Annotated in this window: 18 protein-coding genes; 8 read left to right on the forward strand and 10 right to left on the reverse strand. The window is 56.5% G+C overall.

Annotation, left to right across the window (positions count from 1 at the left end):
* Positions 1 to 98: 98 nt before the first annotated feature.
* The 4 genes from kdpC to kdpF form a co-directional block, all read right to left on the reverse strand.
* On the reverse strand, positions 99 to 644 hold the full coding sequence (gene kdpC, locus GTQ41_RS18800; protein ID WP_047295505.1) for a potassium-transporting ATPase subunit KdpC: 546 nt from the start codon (positions 642 to 644) through the stop codon (positions 99 to 101).
* 131 nt (positions 645 to 775) lie between these two features.
* Positions 776 to 2833 carry a potassium-transporting ATPase subunit KdpB gene (gene kdpB, locus GTQ41_RS18805; protein WP_047295507.1) on the reverse strand — a complete coding sequence of 686 codons (2058 nt, stop codon included), beginning with the start codon at positions 2831 to 2833 and terminating at the stop codon, positions 776 to 778.
* 10 nt (positions 2834 to 2843) lie between these two features.
* On the reverse strand, positions 2844 to 4538 hold the full coding sequence (kdpA, locus tag GTQ41_RS18810; RefSeq protein WP_047295509.1) for a potassium-transporting ATPase subunit KdpA: 1695 nt from the start codon (positions 4536 to 4538) through the stop codon (positions 2844 to 2846).
* Between the two features lie 8 nt (positions 4539 to 4546).
* On the reverse strand, positions 4547 to 4636 hold the full coding sequence (kdpF, locus tag GTQ41_RS18815) for a K(+)-transporting ATPase subunit F (protein ID WP_007963673.1): 90 nt from the start codon (positions 4634 to 4636) through the stop codon (positions 4547 to 4549).
* Between the two features lie 439 nt (positions 4637 to 5075).
* Between kdpF and eat the strand changes: the two genes are divergently transcribed.
* The 3 genes from eat (at position 5076) to GTQ41_RS18830 (ending at position 7544) form a co-directional block, all read left to right on the forward strand.
* Positions 5076 to 6440 (forward strand): ethanolamine permease, encoded by a 1365-nt coding sequence (eat, locus tag GTQ41_RS18820; RefSeq protein WP_047295511.1) that lies wholly within the window; start codon positions 5076 to 5078, stop codon positions 6438 to 6440.
* Positions 6441 to 6660: 220 nt separating this feature from the next.
* Complete coding sequence (locus tag GTQ41_RS18825; RefSeq protein ID WP_003226857.1) at positions 6661 to 6828, forward strand: DUF2897 family protein; 168 nt, start codon at positions 6661 to 6663, stop codon at positions 6826 to 6828.
* Between the two features lie 158 nt (positions 6829 to 6986).
* A complete protein-coding gene (locus GTQ41_RS18830) occupies positions 6987 to 7544 on the forward strand; it encodes a TetR/AcrR family transcriptional regulator (RefSeq protein ID WP_047295513.1) in 558 nt (185 codons plus the stop codon).
* On the opposite strand, the gene fabF is transcribed toward GTQ41_RS18830, so the two are convergent.
* The 4 genes from fabF to GTQ41_RS18850 all read right to left on the reverse strand — a co-directional run bounded on the left by fabF (position 7541) and on the right by GTQ41_RS18850 (position 12282).
* Positions 7541 to 8815, reverse strand: coding sequence for a beta-ketoacyl-ACP synthase II (gene fabF / locus GTQ41_RS18835; protein WP_047295515.1), 1275 nt, complete (start codon positions 8813 to 8815; stop codon positions 7541 to 7543). The two genes, GTQ41_RS18830 and fabF, sit on opposite strands and share 4 nt — an antisense overlap.
* Before the next feature lie 16 nt (positions 8816 to 8831).
* Entirely contained in the window at positions 8832 to 9629 is a 798-nt protein-coding gene (locus tag GTQ41_RS18840) for an SDR family oxidoreductase (protein WP_047295517.1), read from the reverse strand.
* A gap of 212 nt (positions 9630 to 9841) precedes the next feature.
* The gene (locus tag GTQ41_RS18845) at positions 9842 to 10177 is read right to left on the reverse strand and encodes a helix-hairpin-helix domain-containing protein (RefSeq protein ID WP_047295518.1); all 336 of its coding nucleotides are present in this window, start codon (positions 10175 to 10177) and stop codon (positions 9842 to 9844) included.
* Positions 10178 to 10287: 110 nt separating this feature from the next.
* The gene (locus GTQ41_RS18850; protein WP_047295521.1) at positions 10288 to 12282 is read right to left on the reverse strand and encodes a nucleoside-diphosphate sugar epimerase/dehydratase; all 1995 of its coding nucleotides are present in this window, start codon (positions 12280 to 12282) and stop codon (positions 10288 to 10290) included.
* Positions 12283 to 12635: 353 nt separating this feature from the next.
* On the opposite strand from GTQ41_RS18850, the gene GTQ41_RS18855 reads away from it, so the two are divergent.
* The 5 genes from GTQ41_RS18855 (at position 12636) to GTQ41_RS18875 (ending at position 18352) form a co-directional block, all read left to right on the forward strand.
* A complete protein-coding gene (locus GTQ41_RS18855; protein ID WP_047295523.1) occupies positions 12636 to 14780 on the forward strand; it encodes a glucosyltransferase domain-containing protein in 2145 nt (714 codons plus the stop codon).
* Positions 14781 to 14960: 180 nt separating this feature from the next.
* Positions 14961 to 16070: a DegT/DnrJ/EryC1/StrS aminotransferase family protein gene (locus GTQ41_RS18860; protein WP_047295526.1), complete on the forward strand. Its 1110-nt coding sequence runs from the start codon at positions 14961 to 14963 to the stop codon at positions 16068 to 16070.
* A 1-nt stretch (position 16071) separates the two neighbouring features.
* Positions 16072 to 17007, forward strand: coding sequence for a glycosyltransferase family 2 protein (locus GTQ41_RS18865; protein WP_047295528.1), 936 nt, complete (start codon positions 16072 to 16074; stop codon positions 17005 to 17007).
* A complete protein-coding gene (locus tag GTQ41_RS18870) occupies positions 17004 to 17954 on the forward strand; it encodes a WxcM-like domain-containing protein (RefSeq protein ID WP_047295531.1) in 951 nt (316 codons plus the stop codon). The genes GTQ41_RS18865 and GTQ41_RS18870 overlap by 4 nt, the downstream gene beginning before the upstream one ends.
* Before the next feature lie 2 nt (positions 17955 to 17956).
* Complete coding sequence (locus tag GTQ41_RS18875) at positions 17957 to 18352, forward strand: GtrA family protein (RefSeq protein WP_047295533.1); 396 nt, start codon at positions 17957 to 17959, stop codon at positions 18350 to 18352.
* Between the two features lie 65 nt (positions 18353 to 18417).
* Here GTQ41_RS18875 and GTQ41_RS18880 read toward each other — a convergent pair whose 3' ends face one another.
* Both GTQ41_RS18880 and GTQ41_RS18885 read right to left on the reverse strand, forming a co-directional pair.
* A complete protein-coding gene (locus GTQ41_RS18880; protein ID WP_217325338.1) occupies positions 18418 to 19512 on the reverse strand; it encodes an acyltransferase in 1095 nt (364 codons plus the stop codon).
* Between the two features lie 98 nt (positions 19513 to 19610).
* Positions 19611 to 20627 (reverse strand): glycosyltransferase family 4 protein, encoded by a 1017-nt coding sequence (locus GTQ41_RS18885; protein WP_047295538.1) that lies wholly within the window; start codon positions 20625 to 20627, stop codon positions 19611 to 19613.
* Positions 20628 to 20699: the final 72 nt, after the last annotated feature.

Here is a 20699-nt window from a genome sequence, read left to right on the forward strand (position 1 = left end):
GTTGCCAGTTACGGCCTCTTCGCGAGCAAGCTCGCTCCCACAGGTTCAGTGTTGCTCTTGTGGGAGCGAGCTTGCTCGCGAATGGCCGCGCCGCCGGTTCAGAGTTTTTCCAGTGCCATGTTCAGCTCCAGCACATTCACCACCGGTGGCCCCACCAGCGGCTGTTCAATGTGCGCATCGAGCAGTTGCTGCAAGGTCGCCACCGGCAGGTTGCGCGCTTGCGCGACACGCGCCAGTTGATAGGCAATTGCCGCCGGTGGCAAGTGCGGATCGAGGCCACTGCCGGAGGTGGTCAGCAGCGCCAAGGGCACTGGCCCCTGGCCGGGCACCTGCAACTTGTTGGCGTCGTCGATCACCCGCGTGGCCAGCGCCGGATTGCTTGGTGCGAGGTTGCTGGCACTGCTGGACACGGTCGCAAACGCGCCCGCCGAAGGACGCGGATGGAACCAGGCATCACCGACGAAATCCTGAGCGATCAGCGACGAGCCGCGCACTTTGCCGTCGGCATCGTGCACCAAGCTGCCGTTAGCCTGTTCAGGAAAGGCGACCTGGGCAACGCCGGTCACCACCAGTGGATAGGCCACACCGGTGACCAAGGTCATCAGCACCAGCAGGCTCAGGGCCGGACGTAACATTGTGGACATTGCAAAATCCTCGAATTCAGAAAGCGGATACCGCGTTAATTCAGGTGGACCGAGTCGATTTCATCGCCAGCAGGCTGGCTCCCACAGGGGACCGCATTGCAACTGTGGGGGCGAGCCTGCTCGCGAAGGGATCACACCAGATGCAGCGCCGTCAGCAGCATGTCGATCGCCTTGATCCCCACGAACGGCACCAGAATCCCGCCCAGTCCGTAGATCAGCAGATTGCGTCGCAGCAATGCCGCGGCGCTCGCCGCCTGCACGCGTACGCCCCGCAATGCCAGTGGAATCAGCACCACGATGATCAGGGCGTTGAACACGATGGCCGAGAGGATCGCGCTCTGCGGACTGGTCAGGTGCATGATGTTCAGCACGCCCAGTTGCGGATAAATCGCGGCGAACAGCGCCGGCAGAATCGCGAAGTATTTGGCGACGTCGTTGGCGATGGAAAACGTCGTCAGCGCGCCACGGGTCACCAGCAACTCCTTGCCGATCTGTACCACGTCCAGCAGCTTGGTCGGGTCGCTGTCGAGGTCGACCATGTTCGCCGCTTCACGCGCGGCTTGCGTGCCGTCGTTCATCGCCATACCGACGTCAGCCTGGGCCAGCGCCGGGGCGTCGTTGGCGCCGTCGCCGCACATGGCGACCAGACGGCCGTCGTTCTGCTCATGGCGGATACGCGCCAGTTTCTTCTCCGGAGTAGCCTCGGCGAGCACGTCATCGACGCCCGCTTCCGCCGCAATGGCCGCAGCAGTCAACGGGTTGTCACCGGTGACCATCACGGTGCGAATCCCCAGTTTGCGCAGCTCGGCAAAACGCTCGCGAATGCCTGGCTTGACCACGTCCTTGAGGTGGATCGCACCCAGCAGTTTGCCGTCGGCGCAGACCAGCAACGGCGTACCGCCGCTCTGCGCGATCTTGTCGATTTCCCGCGACAGCGCCGGGGCCAGATCGGAGCGTTGTTGGCCAAGGAAGGCCAGCAGCGAATCCACGGCGCCCTTGCGGTACACGCGGCCCTGATAGTCGACACCGGACAGGCGGGTTTCCGCGCTGAACGGTACGGCAGTCAAGGTATTCAGCGCTGGCTCGGATTGCGGGTGCAGACCGCGCAGGTATTCGACGATGGACTTGCCCTCGGCGGTTTCGTCCGCCAGCGAGGCGAACAACGCACCTTCGGCCAACTCGCGACCACTCACGCCCGGCGCGGCATACACCGCGCTGCAACGACGGTTGCCGAAGGTGATGGTACCGGTCTTGTCCAGCAGCAGCACGTGCACGTCACCGGCCGCTTCCACGGCGCGACCGGACTTGGCGATCACGTTCAGGCGTACCAGACGATCCATCCCGGCAATACCGATTGCCGACAACAGGCCGCCGATGGTGGTCGGAATCAGCGTGACCAGCAGCGCCACCAGGAACACCAGCGGCAGGCTGCCGTTGGCGAAGTGGGCGAACGGTTGCAGGGTCACCACCACCAGCAGGAAGATCAGAGTCAGGCCGATCAGCAGGATATCCAGCGCGACTTCGTTCGGGGTCTTCTGGCGTTTGGCGCCTTCGACCAGTGCGATCATGCGGTCGAGGGTCGACTCACCGGGGTTGGCGGTGATCTTCACCAGCAACCAGTCGGACACCAGGCGCGTGTTGCCGGTGACCGCCGAGCGATCGCCGCCGGACTCGCGAATCACTGGCGCCGACTCACCGGTGATCGCCGCTTCATTGACCGCCGCGATCCCTTCGATGACTTCGCCGTCACCGGGGATCATCTCTCCCGCTTCGACGCGCACCACATCACCTTTGCGCAGGTTGGCGGCAGGCACCACCTGAAAGCTGCCATTGGCCAGTTTGCGCCGCGCGCTGAGGCCTTCGCTGCCGGCCTTGAGGCTGTCGGCGCGGGCCTTGCCGCGCCCCTCGGCCAAGGCTTCGGCGAAGTTGGCGAACAGCACCGTGAACCACAGCCACAGAGCAATCTGCGCGGCGACGAAAGTCGGCACGACGTTGTCCGGGATGAAGCAAAGTATGGTAGTGAAAATCGCCGTCAGTTCGACCACCAGCATCACCGGCGAACGCACCAGCTGGCGCGGGTCGAGCTTGACGAAAGCTTGCACCAGCGCCGGACGCCACAGGGCCGAGATCGCGGTTTTCGCTTGTTCCGGCGCCTTGACGGCGGCGGGTTTGATTGCGGGCATATTCATCATTGACTCCTTAGAAGCCCATGCTCAGATGTTCGGCGATTGGGCCCAATGCGAGGGTCGGCAAGAACGTCAGGCCACCCACCAGCAAAATGGTCACGGTCAGCAGCGTCACAAACAGTGGCCCGTGAGTCGGGAAGCTGTTCTGGCCAATCGGTGCGGTTTTCTTCATCGCCAGGCTGCCGGCCAGAGCCAGTACCGGCAGGATGTAGCCGAAGCGACCGATCAACATGCCCAGACCGAGCATCAGGTTGTGGAACGGCGTGTTGGCGCTCAGGCCACCGAACGCCGAACCGTTGTTCGCGCTGGCCGAGGTGTAGGCGTACAGCAACTGGCTGAAACCGTGCGGGCCGGGGTTGCTGATGGTCGCCGCCGGGCCAGGCAGAGTGGCGGCAATCGCACCGAGCACCAGCACGCCGATCGGCATCACCAGCAAGGTCACCACCAGCAATTGCACTTCCCGCGCCTGCAGTTTCTTGCCGAGGTATTCCGGGGTGCGGCCGATCATCAGGCCGGCGAGGAACACCGCGATCAGCACGTTGAGCAACATGCCGTAGAGCCCGGCACCGACGCCGCCGAAGATCACTTCGCCGACCATCATGTTGACCAGCGCGACCATGCCGCTGAGCGGGTTGAGGCTGTCGTGCATGCCGTTGACCGAACCGTTCGACGCCGCAGTCGTGGTCACCGACCACAGCACGGTGGCGGTGGTACCGAAGCGTGCTTCCTTGCCTTCCAGCGGCGCGGTCTGTTCGACCGCGACATTGTTCAGCGCCGGGTTAGGCTGATATTCGGCCCACAGCGACGTCGCGCCGCCAATCAGGAACAATGCGAGCATGCAGGCGATGATCGCGCGGCTCTGACGCAGGTCTTTCACGTAATGACCGAAGGTGAACACCAGCGCCACCGGGATCAGGATGATTGAAGCGACTTCGAACAGGTTGCTCCACGCGGTCGGGTTCTCGAACGGATGCGCCGAGTTGACACCGAAGAAGCCACCGCCGTTGGTACCCAGTTGCTTGATCGCAATCTGGCTGGCCGCCGGGCCGAGCGGGATCACTTGATCGACGCCCTGCATCGTCACCGCGTTCACATATTGCGCGAAAGTCTGCGGTACGCCCTGCCATACCAGGTACAGCGCCAGCAGCAGGCACAGCGGCAGCAGGCCGTAGAGCGTGGCGCGAGTCATGTCGACCCAGAAGTTGCCCAGAGTCTTGGCCGATTTGCGCCCGATGCCACGGCACAACGCAACCAGCACCGCCAGACCGGTGGCAGCGCTGACGAAGTTCTGCACGGTAAGGCCGACCATCTGACTCAGGTAGCTGAGGGTCGCTTCACCGCTGTAGGACTGCCAGTTGGTGTTGGTCATGAAGCTGACCGCGGTGTTGAACGCCTGGGTCCATTCCTGGCCCGGCAGGTTTTGCGGGTTCAGCGGCAAGTGATCCTGAAACAACAGGATCGCAAACAGCAGCAGAAAACCGGCGAGGTTGAACGCGAGCAAGGCCAGCGTGTACTTCTGCCAGCTCTGCTCAGCCTGCGGATCCACCCCGGCAATCCGATAGCAACCGCGCTCGACCGGGCCGAGAATCGGTGTCAGCCAGGTGCGCTGACCTTCCATCACCTTGTAGTAAAAGCGCCCGAGGAACGGCGCCGGCAGCAAGACCACCGCAAAAAACGCGAGGATCAGCCAATAGTCATAACTGTGCATAGCCGCTCCTAGTTCCGATCCGCGCGCAACAGCGCAACCAACAGATAAATGAACAGCCCGGCTGCCAGCAGCAGGGACACCCCGTCCAGAACGCTCATGGAAGATCTCCGTGTTACGGCGTATTGCCGCGTGTGGAGGCATTGTCGGAAAGGAGGCTGTAAAGGAACGAGAGCGAGGGGTGCGGCGAGGCATAAAGAAAGCGTAAAGAGTGGGTTTATGCTGGCTTTACAGCGGGGTTTTGCAGCGGGGTTTTGCAGCGTCAGGTCGGGCCTCATCGCGGGCAAGCCCGGCTCCCACAGTTTTTTGCGTGGTCCGCAGAGTTTGATTCCAACGCCAAACCTGTGGGAGCGGGCTTGCCCGCGAAGACGGCAGCACTAACGACGTCGCACCCAACTGGCGCACGAAAATGTGCCCATCCGGTAATGAACATCTTGGATAACGACAGCTTTCAGCCTATTGCGACCTGATTCACATGACTGGCACGCCCACTGCACACCCCCTCCCCCGAGCTTTCCAAACCGTTCAGGGAGCATGCGCATGAACACACAACTCAAACCCACGCTGGGCACCTTGCACCTGTGGGGCATCGCCGTCGGGCTGGTGATTTCCGGCGAGTACTTCGGCTGGAGTTACGGCTGGGGCGTCGCCGGCACACTGGGTTTTCTGGTGACCTCGTTCATGGTCGCCACGATGTACACCTGCTTCATCTTCAGCTTCACCGAACTGACCACCGCGATTCCTCATGCGGGCGGGCCGTTCGCCTATAGCCGCCGAGCCTTCGGTGAAAAAGGCGGACTGATTGCCGGACTGGCCACGCTGATCGAATTCGTCTTCGCCCCTCCGGCCATCGCCCTGGCGATTGGCGCCTATCTGAATGTGCAGTTTCCGGCGCTCGACCCGAAACACGCAGCAGTCGGCGCGTACATCGTGTTCATGACCCTGAACATCCTCGGGGTGAAACTGGCGGCAACGTTCGAACTGATCGTCTGCGTGCTGGCAGTGATCGAATTGCTGGTGTTCATGGGCGTGGTCGCACCGGCCTTCAGCTTCAGCAGCTTTGCCCTGAATGGCTGGGCCGGTTCCGATGTGTTCGGTGCGCCGGCGATTGCCGGGATGTTCGCTGCGATTCCGTTTGCGATCTGGTTTTTCCTCGCCATTGAAGGTGCGGCGATGGCCGCCGAAGAGGCCAAGGATCCCAAGCGCACGATTCCCAAGGCCTACATCAGCGGGATCCTGACTCTGGTATTGCTGGCGATGGGCGTGATGTTCTTCGCCGGCGGTGTCGGTGACTGGCGCACCCTGGCGAACATCAATGACCCGCTGCCACAGGCGATGAAAACCGTGGTCGGCGACAATTCCGGCTGGTTGCACATGCTGGTGTGGATCGGTTTGTTCGGTCTGGTGGCGAGTTTCCACGGGATCATCCTCGGCTACTCGCGGCAGTTCTTCGCCCTCGCCCGTGCCGGTTACCTGCCGGCGTCGCTGGCGAAACTCTCGCGTTTCCAGACTCCGCACCGCGCAATCATCGCTGGCGGCGTGATCGGCATCGCCGCGATCTACAGCGACGGCCTGATCAACCTCGGCGGCATGACCCTCACCGCAGCGATGATCACCATGGCCGTGTTCGGCGCGATCGTGATGTACATCATGAGCATGCTCAGCCTGTTCAAACTGCGTAAATCCGAACCCAATCTCGAGCGGACTTTCCGTGCGCCGTGCTATCCGTTGATCCCGCTGATCGCGCTGGTGCTGGCGGTGGTGTGCCTGATCGCCATGGCTTGGTTCAATGCGCTGATCGGGCTGATTTTCCTTGGTTTCATGGCAGTCGGTTTCGGCTACTTCATGCTTACCGGTCAGTTGCGCGCTGACGCTCCGGCCGATGCCATGCTAACGGGGCGATAACCCATCATGTAGGAGCTGCCGAAGGCTGCGATCTTTTGATCTTGTTTTTGAAAAAGCAAAGTCAAAAGATCGCAGCCTTCGGCAGCTCCTACAGGGAATTAAGGTGCGGCTTGGATATCGGGCCTAGAATGGAACCACTGCGAAGTCATTTCGCTCATAAGTGGTATGCAGCGTCGCTGGCGAACCCTCGCCCGCCAAGCTGCCATTAAGGAGAGCCGTTATGCCCTGGTATGCCTGGTTGATTCTGGTCGTTGCAATCGGCTCGATCGTTGGCGGATTGATGATGTTGCGCGACACCGCCAACAAGGTTGAACTGACCGATGAGGAACGCAAGCGCGTTGCGCAGCGCAACGCCGAAGCGGACATCAAGGACGCGCAGGATCGCTGAACGAAAAACCCCGCCGGATCAGGCGGGGTTTGTTTTTTGTGGAGCGTATTCCCCCAAGGATCATGTTGGACTCAGCCACACGCTTTTAAGAAGTAGAAGTACAGTCACCATTTCATTTACCTTGGTTAAGATGGTGGTCTTGTTGCGGAGAGTTCCACATGCGTTACTCGCAAGATCATAAAGCTCAAACCCATCAGCGGATCATCAAGGAAGCCTCGGCGCGATTTCGCAAAGACGGCATCGGTGCCACCGGCCTGCAACCCTTGATGAAAGCACTGGGGCTGACCCACGGCGGCTTTTATTCGCACTTCAAATCCAAGGACGAACTGGTCGAAAAAGCCTTGCAGGAGGCGAGTGCTCAAGTCGATGGCCTGTGCGCCGAGATCTTTGCTCAGGAACAGCCGCTGCAGACGTTTATCGACACCTACCTGTCCGAATGGCATCAGACCTCCCCGCACGAAGGCTGTCCACTGCTGACCATTTCCTCAGAGCTGGGTCTGCGCGGCCAGCCGAGCCCGACCAGTGATGCGGTACTCAATGCCCGACTGAGTCAAATCGAAGGCACCCTTGAGGGCGACAACGGCGCCGACCGGGCCATTGTCATCATGTCGACGCTGGTCGGCGCGCTCTTGCTGTCACGCAGTGTCGCTGACGCCGAGTTTGCCCAACGCATCCTCGAGGTCACGCGCGATCACCTCAAGCAATCGCAGGACTAAGCCTGCCAACGCTTGAACAGCACACTGGCGTTTACCCCGCCGAAACCGAAACCGTTGGACAGGGCATACTCGATCGGCATCGACCGTGCCTGACCATGAACAATGTCTACACCCGCACTCGCCGGATCGGGATTATCGAAGTTGAGCGTCGGCGGGACGACCTGATCGCGGATGGCCAACAGGGTGAAGATCGCTTCCAGTCCGCCGGCAGCACCGAGCAAATGCCCGGTGGCGGATTTGGTCGAAGTCACGGCGATTTTATTCTCCGTACCGAACAGTGCCTTGATCGCTGCCAACTCACCAAGATCACCCACCGGCGTTGAAGTCGCATGCGCATTCAGATGCTGCACCTGCTCCGGCGCAACACCTGCCTGAGCCAACGCCAACTGCATCGCCCGTCGCGCACCGCTGCCATCTTCCGGCCCGGCAGTGAGGTGATAGGCGTCGGCAGTGGTGCCATAACCGACCAGCTCAGCCAACGGTTGCGCACCGCGTGCCAGTGCATGCTCCAGCGATTCGATCACCAGCAGCCCGGCGCCTTCGCCCATCACGAAACCATCGCGACCGCTATCAAACGGCCGTGAAGCTCGTTCGGGGGTGTCGTTGTAACCACTGGACAGCGCCCGCGCCGCGGCAAAACCGGCCAGACTGACCCGATCAATACAGGCTTCCGCTCCGCCACAAACCGCGATGTCCGCTTCACCGGCACGAATCATCCGCGCAGCATCGCCAATCGCCTGGACCCCGGCAGCACAAGCAGTCACCGGTGCGCCGAGCGGGCCTTTCAAAGCGTGCTGGATCGACACATGTCCGGCCGCCAGATTGACCAGAAACGATGGGATAGTGAACGGCGACAGACGACGCGGACCACGACTGTCGGTGGTGCGTACGGCGTCGGCTATTGCACCGAACCCGCCAACACCGGAGCCGATGATCGTTGCGGTGCGTTCCTGATCCTCGGCCTCGGACGGCTGCCATCCGGCTTGCGCCAGCGCCTGGCGTGCCGCTTCCATGGCAAACAGGATGAAGCGATCCATCTTTTTCTGCTCTTTAGGTGGCGTGGCAAGGTCCGGATCGAAACCGGCCTCGACGTCCTCCGCCGCCGTTGGCACCATCCCGGCGACCCGGGTCGGCAAATCTGCGCTCACCGCGTCCGGCAAATTGCGCAAGCCCGAGCGCCCGGCCAGCAAGCGCTGCCAGACAACCTCGACGTCACTGCCCAAAGGCGAAACCAGGCCCATACCGGTGACAACAATTCGACCTTCACTCATACACAGTTACCTCTGATCAATGCTTGTAGCGTTGGGCCGCAGAGCTGCGCGACAGATTCGGTGCCATGACATGTCGTGCACGCACAAAGGCCTGCCATTCACCCTCATCCGGCAGCGACGGGATGGTAATCAACTCGCCCTGATCCAGACCGGCCAGCGCCGCATCGACCATCTCGCCAGCTTCCATCACCATCTCCGCCGGAATACCGCTGGCGTCGATGCCCGAGCGTTCCCAGATTTCAGTGCGGGTAACGCCGGGCAGCACCGCTTGCACCTTCACGCCAGTGCCTTCGAGCTCGGCGTTGAGCGATTGAGTCAGGCTCAACACGTAGGCTTTGCTGGCGCTGTAGGTCGCGTTGAAGCGTTCAGGAAACAGCGCCACCACCGACGCGATATTGATGATCGTGCCGCGTCCAGCCTTGGCGAAACTGGCGGCTGCTGCGGAGGCCAGCAACGTTACGGCGGTGACGTTCAACTGGATCAGACGCTCCAGTTGCTCGGCATCGGAATTGGCAAGCAAGCCATCGGCTGCGACCCCTGCGTTGTTCACCAACAGGCTGATGCTCGAATCACTGCGCAGGCGTTGCTGGAGTTTGAGGACATCGTCCTTTTGCGTCAGGTCGGCTTTGAGCACTTCGACCTTTACACCGTGCGCTTCGCGCAACTCGCCCGCGGCAATTTCAAGACGCTGTTGATCGCGTGCCACCAACAGCAAATCAAAACCACGCGCTGCCAGCCGCTGCGCGTAGATGGCACCGATACCGGACGATGCGCCAGTGACGACGGCCGTACCTTGAGACTGGACTGAACTCATGAGAGCGCTCCTGAAACATATTGGGAGATAGGCCTCCAACGCTCACTTGCCTGGAGGTGATGGAAATTATTATAGGCATAATCTCAAGACAATATGATACCCATAATTTTCAGCTCGCCGACAGACGCGACGGTGCTCCCTCTGTCGCATCTCTGCCACCAGAAAGCAGAAAGGCCGGTCAATGACCGGCCCCTTGGCGTTGAATAATCAGCTTAGTTCACTTCCAGCTTGTCGCGATTGCGATCCAGGATCGCCTTGCCGATGCCCTTCACTTCCAGCAACTCATCCACCGAGGCGAATGGCCCATTAGCATCACGATACGCAACAATGGCTTTGGCCTTTGTCTCGCCAACGCCGGCCAATTGTTTTTGCAGAGTGGCTGCGTCGGCACCGTTGAGATCGACTTTTTCACTGGTAGACGTCGCAACGGTATCGCTCACCATCGTTGCCTTTTCCGCGTTCGGGACAACGGCAGGTGCCGCCACTACAGCGATTGAAGCACTGGTGAGCAAAGCAAAAACCAGAGAGTAGAAAAAACCGGTACGCATAAATGACGCTCCATCATCGTTTGAGAAAGCAGCTTTTCCGAAGCTGCTCTCCAAACTTAGGCGATGGTTGGCGGGTGTCAAAAATGCGTCTATTACAGGATGTGAAACAATCAGGGTTCGAGACGGCGTTGTTGATAGATCCAGTCGACGATTTCGCCGTCCGGGGTGTAGCCGCTGACAGTTTCGCGCAGCAACTGGCGCACTCGTGAGTAATCATCATTTTCGACGGCGACGAGCAATTCGTGCAGGCGAGACTTGAGTACATCCCAGGGAAGGTGATCCTCGTTGGCGGACATGATCATCGGATGGGGTGTTGCTGCTACGTTGTCGCCGATCAACAGCTCCTCGTAGAGCTTTTCACCTGGCCGCAAGCCAGTGAACTCGATGGAAATATCGCCCTGCGGGTTGCGCTCGGAGCGAATGCTCAAGCCCGACAGGTGGATCATTTTTTCTGCCAGCTCGACAATTTTGACCGGTTCGCCCATGTCCAGCACGAAGACATCGCCACCCTGCCCCATGGATCCGGCCTGTATCACCAGTTGCGCGGCTTCCGGGATCGTCATGAAGTAGCGAGTTATCTTGGGATGGGTGACCGTCAGCGGGCCGCCTGACTTGATCTGGCTGTGAAACAGCGGGATCACCGAACCCGACGATCCCAGCACATTGCCGAAACGCACCATGGTGAAGCGGGTTTTATTGACTCGGGACACGTTGGAACTGTCGCCAAACAATACCGGCGCTATCTCACGGCTGAGCGCCTGAAGAGTCAACTCGGCCAAACGTTTGGTGCTGCCCATTACATTGGTTGGACGCACGGCCTTGTCAGTGGAAATCAATACGAAGTTCGATACGCCAGACTGCAATGCGGCCTGAGCAGTATTGAGCGTACCGATAACGTTATTCAGGACACCTTCAGCAATATTGTGCTCGACCATTGGTACATGTTTATAAGCTGCAGCATGGTAAACCGTATCGACCTTCCACGTTTTCATCACGTCAAGCAGCTTGTCCTGATGACGGACCGAGCCGAGGATCGGCAGCAGTTTGACGGATACCGACTCACGATAACCGCGCTGTTCCAGTTCCGAAAGAATGCTGTAAAGGTTGAATTCGCTGTGCTCAAACAAAAGAAGCGTGGTCGGTTGCAGGGAAAAAATCTGTCGGCACAGTTCAGAACCAATGGATCCACCTGCCCCGGTAACCATGACAGCCTTACCTTTGATGCAGTGCTCCAGCAGATCAGGCTGAGCCGGCACCGCATCGCGTCCCAGCAAATCGGCAATATCGACTTCCTGAATGTCTTGGACTCTCACTCGCCCGCTGGCAAGGTCGGTGAAATTGGGAACACTGCGCACGTGAAGCGGGAAGCCTTCCAGTAGATTGAGAATTTCCCGGCGTCGTGCACGAGTGGAGGACGGCAACGCGAGGAGAATTTCCTGCGCACCAGTCATGTCGATCATTTGCTGGATGTGTTTTGGCTTGTAGACCTGAAGGCCGGAAATCGAACGATCCGAGATGCCCGGATCATCATCGATAAAGGCCACCGGGCGCATTACCCTGCCCATGCGCAGTGCCGCTACCAACTGATTACCCGCAACACCTGCCCCATAAACAGCTACCTTGGTCAGCCCGTCGTCGCGATTGGTGAACGGCACATGCTGGGCCGCAGTAAACCAGTCCCCCATGAAATAGTGGCGCATGCACAAACGCAGGCCGCCAATGATCACTAGACTCAGCCACCAGTAATTGAAAATGATAGAGCGCGGCACGACCGCTTCATGATTGCTGTACCAGTACACGACCAGCGCCAGAATCAGTGAAGACAAACTGACCGCCTTGATGATCACCACCAGTGCGTCGTTGCCAAAATAGCGCATCACCGCCCGGTACATGCCAAACCGGATGAACAGCGGGATGGCCACGATGGGAGCACAGATGAACAGCCACAAGTGCACCCTGAACGGATTGACCATCTCGTCGATGCCCAGACGAACGATAAACGCCAGCCACAGCGCAAGCCAGACGAGACATACGTCAGTCAACACTTGAATCAATCGCTTCTGGCGACGAGGCAATCCCAGCAAGAATTCGCGCATTCTGTTCATACTCCCCTGTACCAATCTGGCCTGCTCCCTTCGGTTAAATCGGCGGTTGACATTGTACGGAGATAGAGAAGTACGTTACAGAAAAAAGAAGGGGGTGGAAAATTAAAATCATATCGATACGACAAAGTTTAAGCCAGGCAGAGCCGCCCCCCACCTCGTCTAACCGCTAGAAATTCCGAGCCGGATCCGAGCGCCCTGCTGCGGCAGTGGACATCAGCCGTTATACTGACCGGCGCCATTCTAGGCTCAGGAGGTCGGGCGTAACCGCCGGCAACGTGATTTGCCGCACCACCGCGTCTCAAACATCAAGCCCCCACTCGTAAAAATCAAATATAGGGAAGTGAGCAACGGTTATGCACACCGAGTTCAAGACAAAAGCAAAAGCCGTTTTTAAATGGGCTGTCCTCGGCGCAGCACTAACATTGGTGTTTACCTGGGTACTTCTGAAAAGCCCGATTTTAATGCCCACATTAAACATCGAAGTTGAGAACTTCCCTGCCGAAAAATCGCAGCTCTATTATAAAAAACTGACACCCTATAGCGAACAGAATTCAGTCTTCAAAAAAATCGATCCTTCAAGGACACGCTTTCAGTTCCAGCTACCATTTTATGACGACGAGCTTCGCTGGGATCCGTTCGATAATGCAGAAGCCTTTGATTTGAAATCGGTCAGCATCAGTCTATTGGCGTATCGTATGGATATTTCAATGGATGACGTCAATCCGTCCTTCCAGCTGCAGAAAACCTTCAGAAACAACCTTTATTTCTTTTCGGCACCGCCTGGATCGACAGACCCACAGATTACCATCCATATAAATAGCGCCCATCTTGAAAAGGTGCGTACATCTATCGCCTTCATGCTGGCAGCATTGCTCGCACTCGCTACAGTCGGCTGGATCATTTGGCATCCAATTATCCTGCCGTATTTTCAGAAAGAAAGCATCTGGGCAACACGCATAAAAAATGTGGCAAAAAACGATAACTTTTCATCGATTGAATTCATTACTCTTCTGTGCATCGGGATAGTTTTGAATCTGATCCCCATCAGCAATTTTTTCCTGTCCGTCGATGATGAAGTGGGCGCCTTTCGTACCGACCCATCGGTATGGATTGCTGACGGACGATGGACCGCGTTCCTTGTAGAAAAATTTATATTCCCGCTGCCAGTCTTACCTTTTGTCCCGAACCTGTTTTTCTATGTATGCCTCGCAGCTTCTTACATGCTGATCTTACGTTCGCACAATCTGACATTTACCAAGCTTACGGCATTCGCTTATTGCGTGTTTGTCGCCCATCCGATCTGGTGGTTCATCTCCGAGTTTTACTCTAACCTACCTTCCACAGGCCTTGGAGTTCTTTGCCTCTCCATCAGCCTTTACATTGTTTCTCGAGTTGATCTATCTACAGAAGCAAACAAAGCAAAATTTCTCGCACTCGCCTGTGCAAGTTTGTTACTCGCGGCGGCAATCGGTGCTTATCAGTCTCTGGTGATGTTCTACCTGGCGATCGGAATAGGCATGATAATATTTGCAGCCAAAGCCGACACAACGTCGCTGCCTGGTGGGCTTCGGCCTCTATTCAAGAGAATGGCTCTCATTGCAGCAGTATTCCTCTGCGGCCTGATTCTTTATGCGCTCATTAATAAAATTGCGAAACACTTTTACCCAGCAAATCCAGGCTATCTAGACAGCTTCCTGAAGCTGAACGCACTACTGGAAAATCCTTTACTCATCACGAAGCTGACCACTAATGAAATATTTAAAATTTATACTGGTTCAGCGCAGACTTTCGGGGTCGATTTTTTCATCTCTGCAATCATGCTCGGTCTCGCCACGTTACTTCTGATCACGCAGAGAACCTGGAAAGCCTCCGCGCGAATGATGCTTTTTATTGCAGCTCTTCTTATCTCGCCTTTCTTGCTAAATTTTGTAACCGGCGGGAACAATCTTCCACTACGCTCGATGCTGGCGGTTTCTTTCGTCAGCTGGTTTAGCGTCATGATTATTCTCGAGTATCAAGGCCGAATTCGAGCGCTTGGCCTGGCTTTGAGCGCCATATTGATATTCCAGATAGTAACGATTAATGGGCAGTACACAGCCAGCACTCTGCTCGCAACCAGTCATGATCGATTTACAGCTGAAGAAATATATAAAAAAATAGCCGAGTCCAACCCTCATTTCGACCGAAATGCACGAGCACATATCGATATATTTGGAAAGATGTCATTTAACACTCGCTACCCGTCCCCCGACTCGTCGACCATGAGTGCTTCATTTTTTGACTGGGACGATGGCAACGCAAATCGAATGATCAAATACATGCAGCTTGTTGGATTCCGTAATGTTTTTCCTCTCCAGCCGGTTGATCGGATAGCGCTGACGCCGAAGTTTAAGGATATGCCGGTCTGGCCTGCGCCAGGTTCTGTTCGTCTGGACAATGGTATCTATCTGATCAAGCTGTCAGAAAAGCCCGACCCCATCCACGCCCAGTATCAATAGGCAGTCAGCGGCCTCTGCGCACGGAGCTCGCTCGGAGCTCCGTTCTGCGCACCAAGACTGCCATTTTTATTCATTGCACATCGCGTACGAACGGCGTGGATTGGCCCGACATAGGCGGCAATATCTGTAGTAACATTTCGCCCATCATCAAGTGCTCCGCCCTATATTTCTGGATAAATCATGGAAGTGAATCAAACCGTTCCGTTGTTTTCTGCAGCCGCGGCGAACGCAGGCATCGACTTTTCCGAACCACTGATGCGGGTGGTCAATCGGCACTGGTACATCATGGGCGAGGAGGTCAAAGCCTTTGAGCGCGAATTTTCCGACTATGTAGGCGTTGAGCATTGCATCTCTGTCGCGAACGGCTCCGAAGCATTGGAGATCGCTTTGCTTGCGCTTGGAGTAGGCCCAGGTGATCGTGTCATTACTGTAGCTAATGCCGGCTTCTACAGCAGCACGGCCATTCGCGCAGTGGGCGCCGAACCGGTGTACGTCGATGTCGACGAACATTCACTGACGATGTGCCCGGCTTCGCTGGAAAAAGCACTGTCCAAGCCAGCCAAAGTCGTAATCGTCACGCACCTTTATGGTCAACTGGCAGAGATCGGAACACTGGCAGAAATGGCAAGAGCGGCGGGTGCAGCGGTGCTCGAAGATTGCGCACAGTCTCATGGTGCCAGATCATCCAGCGGACAGTGTGGTTCCTTCGGTGATCTGGCCTGCTTCAGCTTTTACCCGACGAAGAATCTCGGAGCTCTGGGTGATGGCGGAGCAATTGTTACGTCCTCTACCGAAATCGCCGAACGTTTGCGTACGCTTCGCCAGTATGGCTGGTCGACCAAGTATCACATCACCACAGCCCTGGGCCGCAACAGCCGACTCGATGAAATGCAGGCTGCAATTCTTCGCGTGAAATTGCCTCTACTGGATCAATGGAACGAACAGCGTCGATACATCGCTCGCCGATATACCGAGGGCCTTAAAGGTCTGCCCGTCACGCTTCCAGTTAGCTTGGGCAGCGATTTTGTTGCGCATTTGTTTGTCTTGCGCATAAAGGACAGAGAGGCCTTCACCCTGTACCTGAAAGAGAATGGCGTCAGCACCGATGTTCACTATCCTGTACCTGATCATTGGCAAACAGCCTATGAACTGACCGAGCACTTCGACTTGCCGGTTACCGAAGTGGCCTGCTCGCAACTTGTGTCTTTGCCTTGTTTCCCCGGGCTGACGGAATCTCAAGTAGACCGCGTCATTGAAGTGGTCAAAAACTACTTCAAGCAGAGGGCTTAACGTGCTGTCGCTCGTCATTCCTGTCTATCGCAACGAAGAATCACTCCCTTCACTGCTGAAGGCTGTCGACGACTTGAATGTCGAGCTTCAGGGAGCCCTGGAGGTTGTGTTTGTTGTAGATGGAAGCCCGGATCGCTCGTATGAAATTCTTCGCGACAGCCTGCCAATGCAACGTTTCGCATCGCAGTTGATTCTGCTCTCGAAGAACTTTGGTTCTTTCATGGCGATCAGAACCGGCTTGCAGCATGGCAAGGGACGGACTTTCGCAGTAATGGCTGCCGATCTGCAGGAACCACCGAGCCTGGTTCTGACCATGAATCGCGTCCTGAATACCGAGCCAGTCGATGTTGTAGTAGGCGTGCGCGAAAGCCGTCAGGATCCTTTCCTGTCGAAACTGGCGTCGAAAACGTTCTGGGGTCTGTACAAGCGATACGTTATTCCGGAAATGCCGGCCGGCGGCGTTGACATGTTCGGCTGCAATCTGGAGTTTCGCGACAACCTGCTGAAACTTGAAGAGCGGCATAGCTCGTTGATCGCGCAGATTTTCTGGCTCGGCTTCCGTCGGCAGGTGGTTCACTATTCCCGCGTGGCCCGAGAGCACGGAAAGTCCGCGTGGACTCTGCGCAAGAAAATCAACTACCTGATGGATAGCGTTTTCTCTTTTACCGACCTGCCGATTCGATTATTGATCCGGGTCGGTGCAGTAGGTTCGGTGCTTTCTGCACTCTATGGCGTCAGTGTAGTTCTGGCCAAGCTGGGTGGTTTGATCAACGTGCCCGGCTATGCCATGACGCTGTTTACCATCACGCTATTGGGTAGCCTCAATCTGCTGGGCCTGGGCGTCATCGGTTCTTACGCTTGGCGCACGTATGAAAATACTAAAGGGCGCCCTCTGGCTATTCCTATGAAAGTTACTGAGTTTGGAGCCAATAAATGAGTGATCCACGGGATTTTTTCGTTCATGACCGTGCGATTTGTGAATCGTCTACCATTGGCGCCGGCTCACGAGTCTGGGCTTTTGCCCACGTCCTGCCGAACGCCCTCATCGGTGCCGAGTGCAATATCTGCGACAACGTTTTTGTCGAGAACGACGTCATCATCGGTGACCGTGTGACGCTGAAATGCGGCGTGCAAGTCTGGGACGGCATCACCATTGAGGACGATGTCTTCGTCGGGCCTAATGTCACATTTACCAACGACAAGTTCCCACGCAGCAAGATTTATCCGGAAGCATTCGCCCGAACCATTATTCGTAAAGGTGCCTCCTTGGGCGCCAACTCGACGATTCTGCCCGGCATCACCATTGGCACTTCGGCGATGGTTGGTGCAGGCGCAGTGGTCACCAAATCTGTTCCGCCCAATGCCATCGTGGTCGGCAACCCGGCCAAAATCATCGGTTATGTCGATGCCAAGCCTACCGATGGGGCACTGGTAGAAAACCCGGTGAAAGTCGGAAAATCGGATATATACCCTTGTGGCGTTACTTTGCACCGCATGATGGAAGCCGTCGACATGCGCGGAAGTCTGAGCGTTGGCGAATGCGGCAAGGATGTGCCGTTCGAAGTGAAGCGTTACTTCCTGGTGACCAACGTTCCGACGGCAGAAACCCGTGGCGAGCATGCTCACCGGGAATGTCACCAGTTTCTGGTAGCGGTCAAAGGCACAGTGCATGTCGTTGCCGATAATGGAAAGCACCGCCAGGAATTCGTTCTGGACAACCATACTCTGGGCCTGTTCTTGCCAGCGATGACCTGGGGAATTCAGTACAAGTATTCGGCAGACGCCGTCTTGCTGGTATTCGCCTCGGAACACTACATGGCCGACGACTACATCCGTGACTATGATCAATTCCTGATCGAGAAAAAACAGCAGGCAGTTTCGTAGGAATGAATCTGAAAAAACTGCTGGAGATCAAGTTTGTCCGGTTCCTCCTGACCGGCGGGCTCAACACCGGACTGACTTACGTTCTCTATCTCGTTCTATTGAGTTTTCTACCCTACATCTGGAGCTACTCAATCAGTTATGTCTGCGGGATCTTTCTGGCGTTCATGCTCAGTCGTTTCTTCGTATTCAAAGAGCATCAGGGGTTGAAATCCGCGCTTTTGTTCCCGTTCGTGTACGTTGCGCAATACGCTTTGGGCGTCCTGATTGTCTGGCTGTGGGTCAAGAAGCTGTCCCTTCCCGAGTATCTGGCCCCACTGGCAGCCATCGCACTAACGCTGCCGATAACTTATGCGTTAAGCAAACTTGTGTTTGTGAAAAGCAACACACCAGCCCAATGAAAGCGTCCTTGACGATCAACAGGCATAAAAAAACCCGGCAATCCGGGTTTTTTTATGCCTGTTGATCAGGCTGCTCGTTCAAGCACCACCGGTGCCGAGAACTTCTTTTTAAACTGCATCGCCGGCTTCTCGATGTATCGCCAGGAAAACCACGCCAGCCCCATGGAGATCACGCTGGTGGCAATAGCCAACCACCAGCCGTTGATCGACTTGTGGGAGATCGACACCAGCGCTTGCTGGATAGGGAAGGCAAAGAGATAGGTGCCGTAAGATAGATCGCCAAGCTTGTGCATGCCATCAACGAAGACTGGACGACGATAAGCCAGATACATCAGCAAGTACGGCAATGCAATGAACAGTGCCAGATTGGTGTAACCAAATCGTGAGCCGATCAACAGGATGACCAGACACATTGCCGCGATACCGCCCTTGAATGGCACGATATCCTTGTACTTCCAGAGGAAGGTACCGACCAGGAACATCAAGCCGAAGCGCAGAACAGGTAGTACCTCCGTCGTTCCGAAAAGTGTGATCGGCGCGATGGGGCCATGGAAAAACAACCAGACAAAGAACGCCGAAATAAACACCATAACCGGTACAACTAGCGAGAAGGTTCGACGTCCGACAAAGAAGATCGCAGCCAGCGCCACGTAGCAAAACGCTTCGATCGGGATCGTCCATAGCGAACCATTCACCGTCAGTGGATAGAATACATCCGTGAAGACGCCAGGCAGCACGAAGATTGTCTGATACGGAATGGAGTTGGTCAGATAGCGATAGGTGCCGGAACTCTGGAAATACTCAGCAATCGGCAGCGCGTTGAAAATCGGGCCTAATATCAAGGCGGAAGCGAACGAGGTGACCGCCAGTGCCGGGATGATGCGCAAGGCACGTGCCTGCCAGTACTCCGAGAATGTACGGCGCTCCAGAGAGCCGGCAATCAAAAAGCCACTGATCGCAAAAAAAGCACTGACTGCCAGGCTTCCAGGCGCATAACCCATAAAAAAGGTATGCCACGATGCAGCCGATTTCCCCGTGAGCTCAAAGCTATGGGTTATCAAGACGATCAGGGCTGCGCACAATCTGAGCAAGTCAAAGTTGTTAGCACGCAGCTTTACCATGTCGCCAAGTGTTGTTGCTGGCTTTTTAAAATTGGTCATTACGCGAACTCGTTTTGTCACCTTTTATTCGGCGCGCGCATATTATCACGTAAGTGCGGCGAGATTATGTTGCCATTACGAAGCCTGTATTTCCTCACTCAAGCCTGCTCCGCCCTGCCCGACTGGTACTTGAAGGCAAGAAAAACTAAAGGGGCATACGCAAGGATAAGTCCCGTCGCCCCGTCCAATTGGAATCGGGCGACACATACTGCAATCGGCAACAACCACAGCAGATTGATCAAACCCACTGCCATTGTGACAGGCCAATGTTTGCCATAACGACGTGACGCAAACTGATAGGCATGACTGCGGTGAGCCTCATAGACCTTTTCGCCACGCAGCAAGCGGCGCAGCAGTGTTAACGTCGCATCGACGATGAAGATCCCCAGCAGGATCAACCACCCCCAAAACAGCTGAAACGAGAGCCAGCTGGCCTCAAGCGCGAGAATGCCCAGAATCAGACCGAGAAACCCGCTGCCGGCATCGCCCATAAAGATCCGTGCCGCCGGAAAGTTCCAGACCAGAAAGCCTGCCACAGCGACCGCCAGCAATAGCGGCGCACCAATCAACGGCGCGCCGTTATCCAACACTGATAACACGCATACCCCAAGGCACACCGTGACCGCCTCGACACCGGCGATCCCGTCGATACCGTCCATGAAGTTGTAGAGATTGAGCATCCAGACGAGAAAAAAAGCCGCCAATGCCGTCCCCGGCCATCCCAGATTGATCACCTGACCGAACGCATGCAGCGGCGCAAGACCTCCCAGCCAGTAAAGAGCCCATGCAGCGGCGGCGAAGTGCCCCAGTAGTCGCCAGCGTGCAGCGATGTGGCCATGATCATCCATAAAACCAATGATCGCGACCAATGCCCCCGCTCCCAACGCCGACAAGAAGAGCCCCGACGGGATTATCCCCGCCATGAACAATAGACAAAGTGCAGCCAGAAAGGTGACGACGATCGCCACTCCTCCGCCCCTTGGGGTTGGAATGGTGTGAGAGCTCCGATCGTTAGGCACATCGATAAGGCTTTTGGATAAGGCATAACGGCGCAAGAGCGCGGTTAAAGTGAAGGCACTGGCAAAAACCACTGGCACAAGCCAAACGCTACTCATAAGCCCAGCGGCTCCTTTGCAAAACTCTAATTCGACATTGCGCCAAAAATCATCTGTCCCCTTCCGCTGAAG

Source organism: Pseudomonas sp. AN-B15 (assembly GCF_019056475.1).
GTDB classification, from domain to species: domain Bacteria; phylum Pseudomonadota; class Gammaproteobacteria; order Pseudomonadales; family Pseudomonadaceae; genus Aquipseudomonas; species Aquipseudomonas parakoreensis.

What these genes read in the sequence shown, in the direction of transcription:
- kdpF (WP_007963673.1), bottom strand. Translation starts at nt 4,636, where the DNA reads ATGAGCGTTCTGGACGGGGTGTCCCTGCTGCTGGCAGCCGGGCTGTTC.
- kdpC (WP_047295505.1), bottom strand. Translation starts at nt 644, where the DNA reads ATGTCCACAATGTTACGTCCGGCCCTGAGCCTGCTGGTGCTGATGACC.
- GTQ41_RS18855 (WP_047295523.1), top strand. Translation starts at nt 12,636, where the DNA reads ATGCACACCGAGTTCAAGACAAAAGCAAAAGCCGTTTTTAAATGGGCT.
- GTQ41_RS18860 (WP_047295526.1), top strand. Translation starts at nt 14,961, where the DNA reads ATGGAAGTGAATCAAACCGTTCCGTTGTTTTCTGCAGCCGCGGCGAAC.
- GTQ41_RS18870 (WP_047295531.1), top strand. Translation starts at nt 17,004, where the DNA reads ATGAGTGATCCACGGGATTTTTTCGTTCATGACCGTGCGATTTGTGAA.
- GTQ41_RS18850 (WP_047295521.1), bottom strand. Translation starts at nt 12,282, where the DNA reads ATGAACAGAATGCGCGAATTCTTGCTGGGATTGCCTCGTCGCCAGAAG.
- GTQ41_RS18880 (WP_217325338.1), bottom strand. Translation starts at nt 19,512, where the DNA reads ATGACCAATTTTAAAAAGCCAGCAACAACACTTGGCGACATGGTAAAG.
- GTQ41_RS18845 (WP_047295518.1), bottom strand. Translation starts at nt 10,177, where the DNA reads ATGCGTACCGGTTTTTTCTACTCTCTGGTTTTTGCTTTGCTCACCAGT.
- GTQ41_RS18885 (WP_047295538.1), bottom strand. Translation starts at nt 20,627, where the DNA reads ATGAGTAGCGTTTGGCTTGTGCCAGTGGTTTTTGCCAGTGCCTTCACT.
- GTQ41_RS18830 (WP_047295513.1), top strand. Translation starts at nt 6,987, where the DNA reads ATGCGTTACTCGCAAGATCATAAAGCTCAAACCCATCAGCGGATCATC.
- GTQ41_RS18825 (WP_003226857.1), top strand. Translation starts at nt 6,661, where the DNA reads ATGCCCTGGTATGCCTGGTTGATTCTGGTCGTTGCAATCGGCTCGATC.
- eat (WP_047295511.1), top strand. Translation starts at nt 5,076, where the DNA reads ATGAACACACAACTCAAACCCACGCTGGGCACCTTGCACCTGTGGGGC.
- GTQ41_RS18875 (WP_047295533.1), top strand. Translation starts at nt 17,957, where the DNA reads ATGAATCTGAAAAAACTGCTGGAGATCAAGTTTGTCCGGTTCCTCCTG.
- kdpB (WP_047295507.1), bottom strand. Translation starts at nt 2,833, where the DNA reads ATGAATATGCCCGCAATCAAACCCGCCGCCGTCAAGGCGCCGGAACAA.
- fabF (WP_047295515.1), bottom strand. Translation starts at nt 8,815, where the DNA reads ATGAGTGAAGGTCGAATTGTTGTCACCGGTATGGGCCTGGTTTCGCCT.
- GTQ41_RS18840 (WP_047295517.1), bottom strand. Translation starts at nt 9,629, where the DNA reads ATGAGTTCAGTCCAGTCTCAAGGTACGGCCGTCGTCACTGGCGCATCG.
- kdpA (WP_047295509.1), bottom strand. Translation starts at nt 4,538, where the DNA reads ATGCACAGTTATGACTATTGGCTGATCCTCGCGTTTTTTGCGGTGGTC.